13 protein-coding genes are annotated in these 15,348 nt (G+C 63.4%); 8 read left to right on the forward strand and 5 right to left on the reverse strand.

Annotated features, from left to right (window positions below):
• Positions 1 to 522 precede the first annotated feature (522 nt).
• The gene (gltX, locus tag X756_RS141170; protein WP_023731200.1) at positions 523 to 1,896 is read left to right on the forward strand and encodes a glutamate--tRNA ligase; all 1,374 of its coding nucleotides are present in this window, start codon (positions 523 to 525) and stop codon (positions 1,894 to 1,896) included.
• Here the strand turns inward: gltX and X756_RS141165 are convergent.
• Positions 1,814 to 3,010: a DUF2865 domain-containing protein gene (locus tag X756_RS141165; RefSeq protein WP_023731201.1), complete on the reverse strand. Its 1,197-nt coding sequence runs from the start codon at positions 3,008 to 3,010 to the stop codon at positions 1,814 to 1,816. The genes gltX and X756_RS141165 overlap by 83 nt on opposite strands.
• A 203-nt stretch (positions 3,011 to 3,213) precedes the next feature.
• On the opposite strand from X756_RS141165, the gene X756_RS141160 reads away from it, so the two are divergent.
• The gene (locus tag X756_RS141160) at positions 3,214 to 3,834 is read left to right on the forward strand and encodes a DUF1287 domain-containing protein (RefSeq protein WP_023711449.1); all 621 of its coding nucleotides are present in this window, start codon (positions 3,214 to 3,216) and stop codon (positions 3,832 to 3,834) included.
• A gap of 5 nt (positions 3,835 to 3,839) precedes the next feature.
• On the opposite strand, the gene X756_RS141155 is transcribed toward X756_RS141160, so the two are convergent.
• Both X756_RS141155 and X756_RS141150 read right to left on the reverse strand, forming a co-directional pair.
• On the reverse strand, positions 3,840 to 6,164 hold the full coding sequence (locus tag X756_RS141155; RefSeq protein WP_023731202.1) for an NADP-dependent malic enzyme: 2,325 nt from the start codon (positions 6,162 to 6,164) through the stop codon (positions 3,840 to 3,842).
• A gap of 159 nt (positions 6,165 to 6,323) precedes the next feature.
• Entirely contained in the window at positions 6,324 to 7,103 is a 780-nt protein-coding gene (locus X756_RS141150; protein WP_023706506.1) for an SDR family oxidoreductase, read from the reverse strand.
• 120 nt (positions 7,104 to 7,223) lie between these two features.
• Here X756_RS141150 and X756_RS141145 point away from each other — a divergent pair, with 120 nt between their 5' ends.
• Both X756_RS141145 and X756_RS141140 read left to right on the forward strand, forming a co-directional pair.
• The gene (locus X756_RS141145; protein WP_031239329.1) at positions 7,224 to 8,039 is read left to right on the forward strand and encodes a UDP-2,3-diacylglucosamine diphosphatase; all 816 of its coding nucleotides are present in this window, start codon (positions 7,224 to 7,226) and stop codon (positions 8,037 to 8,039) included.
• Between the two features lie 104 nt (positions 8,040 to 8,143).
• Positions 8,144 to 9,358 (forward strand): MFS transporter, encoded by a 1,215-nt coding sequence (locus X756_RS141140; RefSeq protein ID WP_023694172.1) that lies wholly within the window; start codon positions 8,144 to 8,146, stop codon positions 9,356 to 9,358.
• Here the strand turns inward: X756_RS141140 and dgcA are convergent.
• Positions 9,329 to 10,312, reverse strand: a complete 984-nt coding sequence (dgcA, locus tag X756_RS141135) for an N-acetyl-D-Glu racemase DgcA (RefSeq protein WP_023731204.1) — start codon at positions 10,310 to 10,312, stop codon at positions 9,329 to 9,331. The two genes, X756_RS141140 and dgcA, sit on opposite strands and share 30 nt — an antisense overlap.
• Before the next feature lie 78 nt (positions 10,313 to 10,390).
• Here dgcA and X756_RS141130 point away from each other — a divergent pair, with 78 nt between their 5' ends.
• Genes X756_RS141130 through X756_RS141115 form a run of 4 tightly spaced genes read left to right on the forward strand, consistent with a single transcriptional unit; the run spans position 10,391 to position 14,465 of the window.
• Positions 10,391 to 11,578 (forward strand): ABC transporter permease, encoded by a 1,188-nt coding sequence (locus tag X756_RS141130; protein WP_023731205.1) that lies wholly within the window; start codon positions 10,391 to 10,393, stop codon positions 11,576 to 11,578.
• 4 nt (positions 11,579 to 11,582) lie between these two features.
• The gene (locus tag X756_RS141125) at positions 11,583 to 12,398 is read left to right on the forward strand and encodes an ABC transporter ATP-binding protein (RefSeq protein ID WP_196813641.1); all 816 of its coding nucleotides are present in this window, start codon (positions 11,583 to 11,585) and stop codon (positions 12,396 to 12,398) included.
• 14 nt (positions 12,399 to 12,412) lie between these two features.
• Positions 12,413 to 13,786, forward strand: a complete 1,374-nt coding sequence (locus tag X756_RS141120; RefSeq protein ID WP_023731207.1) for an MlaD family protein — start codon at positions 12,413 to 12,415, stop codon at positions 13,784 to 13,786.
• Positions 13,767 to 14,465, forward strand: coding sequence for an ABC-type transport auxiliary lipoprotein family protein (locus tag X756_RS141115; RefSeq protein ID WP_023684946.1), 699 nt, complete (start codon positions 13,767 to 13,769; stop codon positions 14,463 to 14,465). Before X756_RS141120 ends, X756_RS141115 begins: the two co-directional genes overlap by 20 nt.
• Positions 14,466 to 14,774: 309 nt before the next feature.
• Here X756_RS141115 and X756_RS0135280 read toward each other — a convergent pair.
• On the reverse strand, positions 14,775 to 15,348 hold a 574-nt coding region (locus X756_RS0135280; RefSeq protein ID WP_031239330.1), incomplete at its 5' end, for a hypothetical protein.

Here is a 15,348-nt window from a genome sequence, read left to right on the forward strand (position 1 = left end):
GATTCCCTCGACCGAGGGAAATTCACACTATCTAGCGTCGAACCTGCCTGCAAACACTAAATATAGTGTTAACAGACAATTTATTCCAGTCCGACAAATCTCCCTTTTCGCTCCCGAAGCCCCCACGATCCAACGCTTCCGCCAGCCTCGTAAACAGGCGGAAATCATGGCCGAAACGCACAAAATCCGGGAAAAATGACCGGGCTCGAAACTCTCCGGTCGCGCCCTCAACAAGAGCACATGGCACATAAAAGGCGACTCGGTTTGCGTCGTCAAGGATTCGTTTGCGTAGCTTTTGTGACCCCAACATCTTGTGTGTCACATATGTGGATAACGGGGACAAAAAGCGGCTGAGGAAAGCCCGATTCTGCCGGCGTGGACCGCTGGTGAGCGGTTCACCCGAGACAGGCCCGGCCGGATTCTGGCTCACAGCCTTTTCATTTTAGCTGGCGTGCATTATGTCTTTGGCGTCGCGCGGGGGCGCGTCTTGTCAATTCCAAGAGCATCCGTTACGCCCCGCCCATGACAGTTACCGTCCGTTTTGCCCCCTCACCAACCGGCCGCATTCATATCGGCAATGCCCGCACCGCCTTGTTCAACTGGCTGTTTGCCATGAACAACAAGGGCCGTTTCATCCAGCGCTTCGACGACACAGACATTGCCCGCTCGAGGCAGGAATTTTCCGACGCCATCCTCTACGACCTGCACTGGCTGGGGATTTTCCCCGATGCCACCGAATACCAGTCGCGGCGCTTCGAAATTTACGACGCGGCAGTGGAGCGGCTGCAAAGGGCCGGCGTTGTCTATCCCTGCTACGAAACCCCCGAAGAACTCGACCTGCGCCGCAAGGTGCGCCGCACGCGCGGCCTGCCGCCGGTCTATGGCCGCGAGGCGCTGGCGCTTTCGCAGCAGCAGATCGCCGAATACCGCTCCGATGGCCGCCGGCCGCACTGGCGCTTTCTGCTGCCGAATTTCACCAGCGATCCGCTGCAGCCCGAACGCACCGAAATCCACTGGAACGATCTGGTGCGCGGCGAGGAAACCGTCGATCTGGCCTCACTGTCCGATCCGGTGCTGCGGCGCGAGGACGGCACTTATCTCTACACGCTGCCTTCGGTCGTCGACGACATCGAGATGGGCGTCAGCCATGTCATCCGCGGCGACGACCACGTCACCAACACCGGCGTGCAGATCGCGTTGTTCAAGGCGCTAGGCGCCGAGCCGCCTGTCTTCGGCCACCACAATCTCTTGACCACGGCCTCGGGCGAGGGCCTGTCGAAGCGCAGCGGTGCGCTGTCGATCGAGAGCTTGCGCGAGGAGGGCATCGAGCCAATGGCGGTTGCCTCGCTGGCCGTCCTTGTCGGCACCTCGGAAAATGTCGCGGCGGTGCATGACATGCCGGCACTGGCCGCGCGCTTCGATCCCGCCGCCACGTCGAAATCGGCGGCCAAATTCGACCCGGACGAGCTGTTCGTGCTCAATCGTGCGCTCATGCACCACATGCCTTTTCCCGAGGCGCGGGACCGGCTGATCGTGCTCGGCATCTCCGGCGACAAGGCCGAGCCGTTCTGGCTGGCGGTGCGCGGCAATCTCGACCGGCTGAGCGACGCGGTCGGCTGGTGGCGTATCCTTGCCGACGGCCCGCAGCCGGCGCCGGAATTTTCCGACGAGGATCGCGACTTCCTGCAGCAGGCCTTCGACCTGCTGCCGGAAGAGCCGTGGACCGGCACGGTCTGGAAAGACTGGACGGCCAGGATCAGGGAAGCCAGCGGCCGCAAGGGCAAGGCGCTGTTCATGCCGCTCAGGTTGGCCCTTACCGGACTTGCTTCCGGGCCGGAGCTTGCAGATCTATTGCCGCTGCTGGGTCGGGAAGGAACGCTGGCCCGACGACCCTGACCTTGCGCTGGTCCGGCGGGATCAGCGACACCGGCGACACCACCGGCTTGACGGCAAGGCGCTTGATGGCGGCGCGGTCGAGCCCGCCTTGTACGTTCGCCAGCGTCTCCGGATCCGCGCCCGGATCGGGTTTGGCCGCCGGCACCGGAATGAATGGCGTTGTCTCGGTATCAGGCTGCGATTGCTCGGGCGGTGGCGGGTTGCCGCCGATGATCTCGAAATTTCCGGCCTGCGCATTGCAGCCACAAGCCAGCGGCCGCGACATGTTGGGCTGTTTGTAGAGATAGGCGGTCGGCAACTCGCTGTAGGGCCTGCCGGTCACCGACGACGTCATGTTGGCCGAATCGTCTTCCATGCCGCGCGAATAGAACACCTGCATTTCGGTGCCGGGGCAGCTCGATTCGCAATTCTTCTGGTCGCGCTCGAAATCGCCGAGCGAAGCCGAGTTCGATATCGGGAAGAAATAGCCGTCGCAGGTGCGCACGCAGCTCGTATGGAACTCGCCGCCAACCGTCGGGAAATCCGGCACGCCGGGCTGGTTGAGGACGCGGCGCACATTGTGCTCCTCGCCGGGATCATCGGGCTGATCGAGCGTGTCGATCTGCCGGTTGCCGCCGAAAAGCTGGTCGAACAGATTGCCGTCGTCGGGTTCGCGGCTGGCTTCCTGCAGCGGCTCCCGGCGCGGCGCGGGCTCGTCACGGCAGCCATTGGCGTCGAGCGCGGCCAGGATGCGGCCGCGGTCGCGCCGCGAGCCGCCGCCGGCAAGCTGCGCGCGCTTGGCTTGCAACGCATCGAGATTGGCGTTCATGCGATCGATGCTGCTGTTCAGCGCAGCACATTGGCTGACATTGCGCGAAAACAGCGAAAACCCGCAATTCGCATCGCTCGCACGACCGCGCACCTTTGATAGCTGTTCGAACTGGCGGGAGATGGCCTTGTCATACTTCCGCACCATGCTGGAATTGCCGCCGCCATTCGATGAAGAAGCAAGCTCGGCTTCCAGTTGACGGCAAACGCGGGAGGCGGCCTGCGGTTCAGTGGTGGCGACGGCCGAAAGCACAAGCGCTCCGAGCAGCGCAGCCAGGTGCTTCAGCCTCCATCGTCCGCCCGTCATTGCCCGAACCCCGCTTGCCTGCCTGTCTACCGGATTCGCCGTTAACCGTTCCCTCAATCTACAACCAAAGATGGTCTTAGCCCATAGACGCGTTGCAGGAGGCGTTTGGATAGGGCGGCAACTGTGCGATCTCACCGCTGCATGAAAAAGGCGCAATCGCCCCGGAATTATCCCACGATCCAGCAATGCCCCGGGGAGCTGGCATGATCGCGATTACCCGTCGAACCGCGCTGCAGTTCGGTCTGTTGTGCCTGGCGGCGCCCGCCGTCCGGGCGCAGGAAAATCCAGCCGCTCCGGACTGGCGCAGCAAATTGGTCGAAGCCGGGCGTGAGCAGATCGGCGTCACCACCTTCTACGACCCGGCCTATGTCCGCCTCGGCTATCCCGGCGGCGACGTCGCGCCGGATAGGGGCGTGTGCACGGATGTCATCGTGCGCGCCTATCGCCGCGCCTTCAATCTCGACCTGCAGAAACTGGTGCATGAGGATATGGCCGCCAATTTCGCCGCCTATCCCAAGACCTGGGGTCTGAAAGCGACCGACCGCAACATCGATCACCGACGGGTCGGCAACCTTGCCGCCTTTTTCGGGCGCAAGGGTGCTTCCTTGGCCGTAAGCGAGGATCCTGCCGACTTTCAGCCGGGCGATCTTGTCACCCAGATGCTGCCCGGCAACCTGCCGCACATCGTCATCGTCTCATCCGAACGCTCGGCGGACGTGCCGGGAAGGCCGCTGGTCATCCACAATATCGGGTCGGGCGCCCGCGAGGAGGACACGCTGTTCGCCTTCAAGCAGACCGGGCATTACCGTTTCGTGCCTGCCTGACGGCGTCAGTTGAAATGAACCACCGCCTGTGCCTTGTGCGCCGCCTCGACCACCGCAAGCGCCGTCATGTTGACGACGCCGCGCGAGGTCACCGACGGCGTCAAAATATGCGCCGGCTTGTCGGTGCCAAGCAGGATCGGCCCGACATGCAGCGCGTCCATCATCGTGCGCAGCGCGGTCAGCGTGATGTTGGCGGAGTCGAGGTTGGGGAACACCAGGAGATTGGCTTCGCCCTTCAGCCGCGAATGCGGATAGACGCGCTGGCGCAGATGCTCCGACAGGGCTGAATCGGCATGCATCTCGCCGTCGCATTGCAGGTCGGGCGCAACGCGCGCCAGGATCGCCGCCGCCTGCCGCATCTTCAGCGCGCTGGGGGAATCGCGCGAGCCGAAATCCGAATGCGACAGCAGCGCTGCCTTCGGCTCGATGCCGAACCGCTGGATTTCCTCCGCCGCCAGAATGGTCATTTCGGCGATCTCCTCGGCCGTCGGGTCGACCGAGACATGGGTGTCGGTGAGGAAGATGATGCCGCGTTGCGAGATCAGCATCGACAGCGTCGACAGGTCGCGGTCCTTGACGCCTGCGCGTGGTCCGATGACCAGCGTCACATTGCGCAGATGCCGCTCGAAACGGCCCTCGAGGCCGCAGATCATGGCGTCGGCATCGCCGCGCTTCAGCGCCAGCGCGGCAATCACCGTATTGTCGGTGCGCACCATCGTGCGCGCGGCCTCCGTCGTCACGCCGCGCCGGCCGGCAAGCTCGATCAACAGGTCGACATAATGGCGGTAGCGCGGATCGTCTTCCGGGTTGATCAGGCCGAAATCGACGCCCGGCTTGATACGCAGGCCGTAGCGCTTCAGCCTGACCTCGATGACATGCGGGCGGCCGATCAGGATCGGCTCGGCAATGCCTTCCTCCAGCACCACCTGGGCTGCGCGCAGCACGCGCTCGTCCTCGCCGTCGGCATAGATGACGCGCTTGGCGGTCGACGCCTTGGCCGACGAAAACACCGGCTTCATCACCAGGCCGGAGCGGAAGACGAAGCGGTTGAGCTGGTCGATATAGGCGGCGAAGTCGGTGATCGGCCGGGTCGCGACGCCGGTGTCGCAGGCAGCCTTGGCCACCGCCGGCGCGATGCGCAGGATCAGGCGGGGATCGAAGGGCGAGGGGATAAGGAAGTCGGGTCCGAAGATCGGCGTCTCGCCGGAATAGGCGCGGGCCGCGACGTCGGATGGTTCTTCGCGGGCAAGCGCGGCGATCGCCCGGACCGCGGCCATCTTCATCTCCTCGTTGATGGCGCTGGCGCCGCAATCCAGCGCACCGCGGAAGATGTAAGGAAAACAAAGCACGTTGTTGACCTGATTGGGGAAATCGGAACGGCCGGTGCAGATCATCGCGTCGGGACGAGCGGCGCGCGCGACCTCCGGCATGATCTCGGGATTGGGGTTGGCCAGCGCCAGGATCAACGGCTTAGGCGCCATATGATCAAGCAATTCCGGCTTCAGCACGCCGGCGGCCGACAGGCCGAGAAAAACGTCGGCGCCAAGGATCACATCGGCCAGCGTGCGCGCCTCGGTGTCCTTCACATATGGGTCTTTCCAGCGATCCATCTCGTCGGTGCGGCCCTTGTAGGCGACGCCGAAGCGGTCGGTGACCCAGATATTCTCTACCTTGGCGCCAAGCGAGACCAACAGGTTGAGGCAGGCGAGCGCTGCCGCACCGGCGCCTGAGGTGACGATCTTGATGTCGGAAATGGTCTTGCCGGCGAATTCCAGCCCGTTGAGCACCGCGGCGGCGACGATGATGGCGGTGCCATGCTGGTCGTCATGGAAGACGGGAATGCCCATGCGGGCCTTCAACTGCGCCTCGACCTCGAAGCATTCGGGCGCCTTGATGTCCTCGAGATTGATGCCGCCGAATGTCGGTTCCAGCGCCGAGATCGTCTCGACCATGCGCTCTATGCCCGGCGCGTCGATCTCGATGTCGAAGACGTCGATGCCGGCGAATTTCTTGAACAGCACCGCCTTGCCTTCCATCACCGGCTTGGAGGCGAGCGGGCCGATATTGCCGAGCCCGAGCACGGCCGAGCCGTTGGAGACGACGCCGACCAGATTGGCGCGCGCTGTATAATCGGCCGCGGTTGCCGGATTGTCGCGGATTTCGAGGCAGGGCGCGGCAACACCCGGCGAATAGGCCAACGCCAGGTCGCGCTGGTTGCCGAGCGGCTTGGTCGCCTGGATCTCGAGCTTTCCCGGCCTTGGATGCTTATGGAAGTAGAGGGCGGCTTCGTCGAGGTCCGAACGTGCCGTTTTCTTGTTCTCGCCTTCCATGCGGCCGCTCCCTCAAACCTGCTTTGCAGCCTTTTAGCACGCAAAAATGGTTTTTCGCGACGCCAAATAACGCAAGGGCGGCTAAAACAACCGGGGCCGGAAATATCGACCTATTTCAAATAATTGCGCTGAAATCCTGCCGATTATCCATCGAGCCTTTTAGAACGCGCTGACATAGAGGCCGCCATCGACCGGGATGTTCTGACCGGTGAGATAGCCGGCATGGACCGAGCACAGAAAGGCGCAGATCTGGCCGAACTCTTCCGGCGTGCCGAGCCGCTTGGCCGGAACGTCGGCGCTGATGCGGGTCTTGCGCGCTGCGGCCGCTGCCGGGTCTTCCATCGTGCCGGCCTCATGCGGGCCGCGCAGCCGGTCGGTGTCGAGCTTGCCCGGCAGCAGGCTGTTGATGGTGACGTTGCGGTCGATCACCGTGCGCGCCACGCCGGCCAGGAACGAAGTCAGCCCGGCGCGCGCGCCGGACGACAGATCGAGGCCGGGGATCGGGACGTAGACCGACAGCGAGGTGATGTTGACGATGCGGCCGAAGCCGCGCTTGGCCATGCCGTCGATCACGGCCTGCACCAGTTCGATCGGCGTCACCATGTTCTGCGTCACGCCTTCGAGGATCTTTGCGCGGTCGAGTTCGCGGAAATCGCGCAAGGGCGGGCCGCCATTGTTGTTGACCAGGATATCCGGGTCGGGGCAGGCGGCAAGGAGCGCGTGCTGCACGTCGGGTTTCGAGACGTCGCCGACGATCTCGGTCACCTTCACGCCGTAGCGTTCGCGCAGTTCGGCTGCGGTTTTTGCCAGCAGCTCGGCATTGCGGCCGTTGACGACGAGATCGCAGCCGGCCTCGGCCAGCGCCATGGCGCAGCCGCGGCCCAGCCCTTTGCTCGATGCGCAGACGATGGCCTTCTTGCCCTTGATGCCCAGATCCATGACGATTTTCTCCTGTGAATGGCGCGGCACGCTAGCCCTTTGGCTGGCCCAATCGCAACCGTCATACGGTTGTTGCATGAATCGGGGCATAGCCTGCGCGAAAGCAACGGTGACGATCTGATGTCCGGTACAGAAACCCGCACTTTCCGCAGCATGTTCATATCCGACCTGCATCTCGGATCGAAGGCGGCCAAGGCCGAGTTCCTGATCGATTTCCTGCGGTATCACGACGCCGATATCATCTATCTCGTCGGTGATATCGTCGACGGCTGGCGGCTGCGGCGCAGCTGGCATTGGCCGCAGAGCCACAATGACGTCGTCCAGAAACTGCTGCGCAAGGCGCGCAAGGGCACCTCGATCACCTATATCGCCGGCAATCACGACGAATTCGCGCGCCAGTTCCAAGGCGTGCATTTCGGCGGCATCGTCGTTGCCGACCGCGCCATCCACGAAACCGCCGATGGCAAGCGCCTGCTGGTCATCCATGGCGACCAGTTCGACACCGTCGTCCACAATGCACGCTGGCTGGCCTATCTCGGCGACTACGCCTATGACGCCGCGATGGTGGTCAACCGCGTGGTGACGAGGCTCCGCCATTTGCTGGGTCTCCCTTACTGGTCGTTCTCGTCCTGGGCCAAGGTCAAGGTCAAGAAGGCGGTGAACTTCATCGGCTCGTTCCAGACGGTGCTGGCCGAGGAGGCCCGCCGCTCGCATGTCGACGGCGTCATCTGCGGCCATATCCATCACGCCGCGATCGAGACTTATGAGAATGTGCAGTACATCAACACCGGCGACTGGGTGGAGAGCTGCACGGCGGTGGTCGAACATTTCGACGGCAAGATGGAGATCATCCACTGGGCGCTGGTGCTGCCCGAAGCACCGGACGAGCCGTTCATCCCCTTGCTGATCGAAGACAGGGTCGTCGAAGCGGCATAACCCTCCTGTTAATCGACTGGTCCAGGCAGTTTCGGACCGCTTTCGCGCATGTTAAGGGATCGATCTGCGTTGCAGCCCTTTGTGCAGCGTAATTGGATCGATTCATGTCGCTGCCGCCGCTCTCGCCCGAACAACTCGTCAAGCCGCGCCATTTCGAACTGCGCATGAGTCTGATCTTCGCGACATTATTCGTGTCGCTGGGAACGCATGTGCCTTATTTCCCGCTGTGGCTGCATGCCCAGGGTTTCCACGCCGAGCAGATCGCCATCATCCTGGCGGCGCCGATGTTCCTGCGCGTGGTGACAACACCCCTGCTGACCGCGCTGGCCGACCGGGCGAAGGACAGGGCGGATGTCTATATCGCGCTGGTGGCCGCGACGATGGTGCTTTCCGCCGGCTATTTCCTCAACCCGACCTACGCCATGGTGCTTGCCGTATCGCTGGCGCTGACGGTGGTGTGGACGCCGCATTCGCCGATCGCCGATTCGCTCGCGCTGTCGGGTGTGCGCCGCTTTGGCTCGAACTACACCGCGATGCGCAAATGGGGCTCGATATCCTATCTCTGCGCCAATGTCGCAGGCGGCTTTATCCTCGCCTGGACGAGCCCGCAGGCCGTGCCGGTAATCATCTTTGCGGCATTGTCTGCCGCGCTCGTCGCCGGATTGCTGGCGCCGCGGCTTGGCCGCCCGCGCCGGGCTTCGCCGCTATCTGCCGCCGACATCCAGCATCAGGCGCCGAGCCTTCTCAATCCGTATTTCCTGTATTTCACCCTCGGCGTCGGCATCATCACCGCCAGCCATGCCTTCCTCTACGGCTTTGTCTCAATCTACTGGAAATCGGTCGGCATCAGCGATTCCGTCGTTGGCCTGCTGTGGGCCTGGGGCGTGGTGGCCGAGGTCTGCATGTTCGTGTTTTTCAACCGTATTTTTGCCTCCGTCTCAGTCGTCAAGGTGATGCTGATCGCCGGCGTCGGCTCCATCGTGCGCTGGATCGCCTTTCCGTTGATCTGGCCACTCGGGCTTGGCGTTGCCGGTTTCTTCGGCGTCCAGACCCTGCATTCGGTGTCGGTGGCGATGGTGTTGATCGGCCTGCAGAAGATGATCGGCGAAACGGTTTCGGAAGAACGCACGGGTGCGGCGCAAGGCATTGCCTATTTCTTCAACGGCTTCTTCATGGCGGCGGTGACGCTGGCGTCCGGCCCGCTTTATGAGCGCTACGGCGTCGACGGCTTCCTGGCGATGATCCCGATCGCCATCATCGGCCTGGCGCTGATCGGGCTCGCCGCGCGTTCAGCCCCACAGCATCCTGTCAGGCGGTGACACCAGCGACCCCTGGTACACGAGGCCGGGCTGGCGGTCGCGGGCAAGCAGCAGCGGACCGTCGAGGTCGACGAAGTCGGCGCCTTGCGCCAAAAGCACTGCCGGCGCCATCGCCAGCGACGTGCCGACCATGCAGCCGACCATCACGCCGAATCCCAGCTCCCGGGCGCGGTCGCGAAGGGTAAGGGCGGCGGTCAGGCCGCCGGATTTGTCGAGCTTGATGTTGACGGCGTCATAGAGGCCGACAAGCGCTTCGAGGTCCTTCGCCTCGTGGAGGCTTTCGTCTGCGCAGATCGGCACCGGATGCGCGATGTGGCGCAGGATGGCATCATGGCCAGCGGGAAGCGGCTGTTCGATCAGGGCTATCCCATGTTCGGCGGCGAAAGCGAGATTCTCGATGATGTTGGCATCGGTCCAGCCTTCATTGGCGTCGAGGATGATGCGGCTGTCGGGCGCCGCTTCGGTCACGGCGCGGATGCGGGCCAAGTCGTTGTCGCCGCCGATCTTGACCTTGAGCAGCGGCCGTCCGGCATTGGCGCGGGCTTGCGCCGCCATCGCCTCCGGCTCGCCCAGCGACAGCGTGTAGGCCGTCACCAGCGCCGACAAGGGCACAGCGTGGATGGCGTCTGCGACCGCAACGCCGCTGATCTTCGCCTCCAGGTCCCACAAGGCGCAATCGATGGCGTTGCGGGCAGCACCCGCCGGCATCGCATCGAGCAGGTCCTTGCGGCTGATGCCGCCTTCTATCTGCCGGCGCATGGCCTCGGTGGCGTCGCGCACCCCCTCCATGGTCTCGCCATAGCGCTTGTAGGGGACGCATTCGCCCCATCCGCGATTGTCCCCATCGCTGATCGTGCAGGTAATGACTTCGGCTTCGGTCTTCGACCCGCGCGAGATGGTGAAGGTGCCGGCAATGGGAAAACGCTCGGCCTCAACCGAAATGACACGCGCCATAATTTTCTGCTCCGGCTATGCGACAACGCGTCGTCGGCAAATCGACAGGTACGACCCGTCAGGCTAAACAGGACGCCCATGTTGACCATCGGCAAACGCGACGCAAGCGGCAACGCCGCCAAGGAGGCCGACCACCAGCCCCGCGTTGCGGTCGGCGAGGAGGGCGGCGTCCTCGGCTGCGCTTTCTCCGGCATCTGGACGACGACGACAGTGGCGCTGATCGACGCCGAGATGCGCAAGATCGAGCAGCGCAAAGGCTACCAGACGCTCGCTTTGGATCTTTCCCACATCGAGAAGATGGACACCGCCGGCGCCTGGCTGATCGATCGCCTGGTCAGTGTCTTCGAAAAGAAGGGTGTCGAGATCAAGATGCAGGGGCAAACCGATGTCGCCTCGATCCTGCTCGGCGCCGTTGGCGAAGCTGTCCGGCGCGAGCCCGAATCGCGCGGCGTCCGGCGCCCCAACATCATCCTCCGCGGGCTGGAGGCGGTCGGCCGCCGCATCTATGAGATGCGCGACGATTTCCTCGCCTCGATGAACATCCTCGGCGCCACCATCGGCGGCGCCCAGATGAAGCTCGGGCGCGGCCATGCCATCAATCCGGCGGCGATCTTCAACCAGATCGATCGCATGGGGGTCGGCGCCATCCCCGTGGTGGTGCTGATGTCGGCGATCGTCGGCGCCATCGTCGCCCAGCAGGGCGCCTACCAGCTCAATTATTTCGGCGCCAACATTTTCGTTGTCGATCTGGTCGGCGTGCTGATCCTGCGCGAACTCGGCGTGCTGATGACCGCCATCATGATCGCCGGCCGCTCCGGCAGCGCCATCACCGCCGAGATCGGCTCGATGAAGATGCGCGAGGAGGTCGACGCGCTGAAGGTCATCGGCCTCAACCCGATCGGCGTGCTGGTGTTTCCGCGCCTGGTGGCGCTGGTGATCGCGCTGCCCTGTCTCACCATCGTCGCCAATTTTGCCGCTCTTGGCGGCGGCATCCTAGCCGCCTGGCTTTATTCCGGTATTGCGCCGACGGCCTTCATCGACCGGCTGCGCGGCGCGATCGATATCAGCACCATCTTCGCCGGGCTGATCAAGGCGCCGTTCATGGCCATGATCATCGGCACCATTGCTTCCGTAGAAGGCATGAAGGTCGGCGGCAGCGCCGAATCGCTGGGTCTGCACGTCACCGCCTCGGTTGTGAAATCGATCTTCGTTGTCATCATCCTCGATGGCCTTTTTGCCATCTTCTACGCATCGATCGAGTTCTGACATGATGCGCAGAAACTCAAAGGCGACCAAGGCTATGCAGGGAACGGGCGAAAGCGATATCGTGCTGTCGGTGCGCGACATCACCGTTGCCCTGGACGACAAGCTGATCCTCGACAAACTGGCGCTCGACATCAAGCGCGGCGAAATCCTCGGTTTCGTCGGCGCCTCGGGCGCCGGCAAATCGGTGCTGCTGCGCACGATTCTCGGCCTGCTGCACAAGCAGTCCGGCACGATCAAGCTGTTTGGCCTCGACCTCGAAAAGGCCAGCGACATCGAACGGTTGCGCATCGACATGCGCCTTGGCGTGCTTTTCCAGCACGGCGCCCTGTTTTCGGCGTTGACCGTGCAGGAAAACGTGCAGGTGCCGATGCGCGAATATCTCGATCTGCCGAAGAAACTGATGGACGAACTGGCCTTGCTCAAGATCGAACTGGTCGGCCTGCCGCCGGACGCCGCGCAAAAATTTCCCTCGGAGCTTTCGGGCGGCATGATCAAGCGCGCCGCCCTGGCGCGGGCGCTGGCGCTCGACCCCGACATCGTCTTCCTCGACGAGCCGACTTCCGGCCTCGACCCGATCAGCGCGTCCGAATTCGACGAACTGGTGGTCAAGCTGCGCGATACAATGGATCTGACGGTCTATATGGTGACGCACGATCTCGACACGCTGTTTACCGCTTGCGACCGCGTGGCGGTGCTCGGCAACAAGAAAATCCTGGTCGAAGGCACGATCGACGACATGCTGAAAAGCGAAGAACCGTGGGTCAAATCCTATTTCCGCGGAAAACGCGCTCGGCAACTTGATCTTGCCGCGCGCGCATAGACATAAGTGGGGCAATGGAAACCAGAGCCAACTACGTAATTGTCGGCATTTTCACCCTGGCTGCAATCCTGGCGGCGTTCGGGTTCGTCTATTGGACCGCCCAGATCGGTGATCGCGGCGAGACGGCGGAGCTGCGCGTGCGCATTCAGGGTTCGGCCTCCGGCCTCGGCCCCGGCAGTCTGGTGCTGTTCAACGGCGTCAAGGTCGGGGTGGTCAAGCGCGTCTATTTCGACCGCAATGACCCCAATGCCGCCATTGCTACGACCGAGATCGACCAGACAACGCCGCTCACCAAATCGACGCAGGCCGATATCGGCATCGCCAGCCTTGCCGGCCAGGTCAACATCGAATTGAAGGGCGCCGATCCAAAGGAACCAAATCTGCTGGAAGAGGCGGCAAAGGAAGGCAGGACCGCCGAGATCGTCGCCAATCCATCGGCGGTCACCAACCTGCTGCAGACGGCGCAGAATATCTTCACCCGTGCCGACAAGGTGCTTTCCGAACTCGAAGGTTTCACCAGGGATGTGCGCGGGCCGCTGACCCAGACCGTCAAGAACGCCCAGACATTTTCCGATGCGCTGGCCAGGAATGCCGATGGCATCGACAAGTTCCTGACCGCCGTCAGCGCGCTGTCGGACGAGTTGAAGGGTGTTTCCGGCAAGCTCGACGGCACACTGAAGGCTGCCGAAGGCCTGCTCAATGCCGTCGACAAGGACAAGATCAAGAGCATCGTCGCCAATGTGGACGCCGTCACCGCCAATCTGAAGGAGACCAGCGGACAGCTCGACGGCGTGATCAAGAACGTCGATACCGCGGTCGGCTCGGTCAACGATTTCGCCAAGCGCACGCAAGGCACGCTGGCAAAGGTCGACAATGTGCTCGACGGCATCGATCCGGCACAAGTGCGCGTGGCGCTCGCCAACATTCAGAAGGCCAGCGAAAATGCCAACAAGGCCGCCGCCGACATCGCCCAGGTGACCGACAAGTTCGCCGACCGGGCCGACGACATCGACGAGACGATCAAGGACGCCAAACAGCTTGCGTCGCGCCTCAACGATGCCTCGGTGCGCGTCGACGGCATCCTGAAAAGGGTCGATACTCTGCTCGGTTCGGGCCAGGCCGACGGCGTCATGGCCGATGCCAGGGACACGCTGAAGTCGTTCAAGCAGGTCGCCGACACGCTGAACGCCCGGCTTGGCACGATCACCGACAATATTGCGCGCTTCTCGGGCCAGGGCCTGTCGAATGTCGAGGCGCTGGTCCAGGACAGCCGGCGTTCGATCAGCCGCATCGAAGAGGCGGTGACCGATCTCAGCCGCAACCCGCAGCGCATCCTGTCGGGCGGCGACGGCGAGGTCCGGCAGTTCGATGGCAGGGCACGGCGTTGACTTCCGTGCCCGCCCGCAGCAATTACATGGACCGCGGATGCGGATTCATCATACGATCCGGGGACAGTGGGGATCACGCGTGACGTTCGGGTTGGGTGGGTATAGATCGGCAGTCGTTTTGCTTGGCTTGACGCTGGCTGGTTGCGCGGCATTGGGAGGCAAGCCGGCGCCGCTCGATACGTTCGAGCTGTCCGCCCCGTCGATCGACGCCCGTGGCCACAGCCGCCGCCAGATCCTGATCGCCCAGCCCTCCGCGCTCAAGGCGCTGGACAGCCAGAACATCGTCATCAAGCCGTCAGATCGCTCGATCCAGTATCTCAAGGGCGCGCAATGGGCCGACCGGCTGCCGCTGATCGTGCAGGCGAGGCTCGCCGAAACCTTCCAGCGCTCCGGCAGCTTTGCCGGCGTCGGCAAGCCGGGCGAGGGGCTGGCGATCGACTACCAGGTGATCGTCGAGATCCGCTCCTTCGAAGTCCGCGTCAATGGTGGCGAGCATGCCGAGGTCAATCTCTTCGTGCGCATCCTGAATGACCGCAACGGCGAGGTGCGCGCCTCGAAGAGCTTCACCGCATCCGCTCCCGTTTCGGGCAGCGGCAATCCGGCCTATGTCAACGCGCTCGACAGCGCCTTCGGCGAGGCGGCGAAGGATATTGTGGGCTGGACGGATTCGGTGATCTGAGCCGGTCGAGGCTTCGAACGATCGTTCGTCGCGTTAGCCATCACTCGACCAAATATCGCAGGTTCGCGCTAACCCTCATTGCGCTGCCGGGCATTTCTCCCCGTATAGTGACGGGAGAAAGAACGCCGCCGCCAATGATTTCGCCAATTGTCACCGTTCCAGTATGGGCGGCGAGGCTGATGCCATCTCCCTTCTCCCCGTCGCTATACGGGAGAAGGTGCCGGCCGGCGGATGAGGGGCAGCGCAGACCGACGATTTTGCACAAAGAAAAGGCGGGAACTTCCCGCCTTGTCTGTGGTGTCGCCTCAATCAGTGCAAACGGCCGCTCGCATGGGCCAGCATGGTGTAGACCTTGCCGGTGTCCGACGTCAGGTAGGTCTGCGCCATGATGTTGTCGCGGTCGTTGCGCGAGACGTCCTTGAGCAGCTTCTCGAAATCGTCGCAGTAGCGGTCGACAGCGGTGCGGAACTCCGCCTCTGCCTGATATTTGCGGCGGATTTCGTCGAAGGTCTGCTGGCCCTTGAGCGTGTAGAGGCGGCGCGTGAACACGTCACGCTCGCCGCGCCGGTAGCGGTTCCACAGCTCGATCGAGGCGTCGTGGTCGATCGCCCGGGCAATATCGACCGAGAGCGAGTTGAGCGACTCCATGACATGCAGCGGCGAGCGCTGGGCGGGAGTTGCGCGCGGTGCTTCCGCGGGCGCTGCCGGCCTGGCGACTTCCTCCTCGCGCGATGCTCCGGTCAGGAGATCGCGCACCCAGCCGCCTTGCGGCGTGCGGGCGTTGGCGTCGCGCTGGCGCGGTGCTTCGGCAGGGCGTTCGATATCGAGCGTGCCACGCAGGCCGCCGAGCGGCGCCTGCGGAGCAGGGCGCTCCGGCTGTGGC

Origin of the sequence: Mesorhizobium sp. LNJC405B00 (assembly GCF_000502615.1) — a bacterium.
Lineage (GTDB): Bacteria > Pseudomonadota > Alphaproteobacteria > Rhizobiales > Rhizobiaceae > Mesorhizobium.

What these genes read in the sequence shown, in the direction of transcription:
- gltX (WP_023731200.1), top strand. Translation starts at nt 523, where the DNA reads ATGACAGTTACCGTCCGTTTTGCCCCCTCACCAACCGGCCGCATTCAT.
- X756_RS141165 (WP_023731201.1), bottom strand. Translation starts at nt 3,010, where the DNA reads ATGACGGGCGGACGATGGAGGCTGAAGCACCTGGCTGCGCTGCTCGGA.
- X756_RS141160 (WP_023711449.1), top strand. Translation starts at nt 3,214, where the DNA reads ATGATCGCGATTACCCGTCGAACCGCGCTGCAGTTCGGTCTGTTGTGC.
- X756_RS141155 (WP_023731202.1), bottom strand. Translation starts at nt 6,164, where the DNA reads ATGGAAGGCGAGAACAAGAAAACGGCACGTTCGGACCTCGACGAAGCC.
- X756_RS141150 (WP_023706506.1), bottom strand. Translation starts at nt 7,103, where the DNA reads ATGGATCTGGGCATCAAGGGCAAGAAGGCCATCGTCTGCGCATCGAGC.
- X756_RS141145 (WP_031239329.1), top strand. Translation starts at nt 7,224, where the DNA reads ATGTCCGGTACAGAAACCCGCACTTTCCGCAGCATGTTCATATCCGAC.
- X756_RS141140 (WP_023694172.1), top strand. Translation starts at nt 8,144, where the DNA reads ATGTCGCTGCCGCCGCTCTCGCCCGAACAACTCGTCAAGCCGCGCCAT.
- dgcA (WP_023731204.1), bottom strand. Translation starts at nt 10,312, where the DNA reads ATGGCGCGTGTCATTTCGGTTGAGGCCGAGCGTTTTCCCATTGCCGGC.
- X756_RS141130 (WP_023731205.1), top strand. Translation starts at nt 10,391, where the DNA reads ATGTTGACCATCGGCAAACGCGACGCAAGCGGCAACGCCGCCAAGGAG.
- X756_RS141125 (WP_196813641.1), top strand. Translation starts at nt 11,583, where the DNA reads ATGCGCAGAAACTCAAAGGCGACCAAGGCTATGCAGGGAACGGGCGAA.
- X756_RS141120 (WP_023731207.1), top strand. Translation starts at nt 12,413, where the DNA reads ATGGAAACCAGAGCCAACTACGTAATTGTCGGCATTTTCACCCTGGCT.
- X756_RS141115 (WP_023684946.1), top strand. Translation starts at nt 13,767, where the DNA reads ATGGCAGGGCACGGCGTTGACTTCCGTGCCCGCCCGCAGCAATTACAT.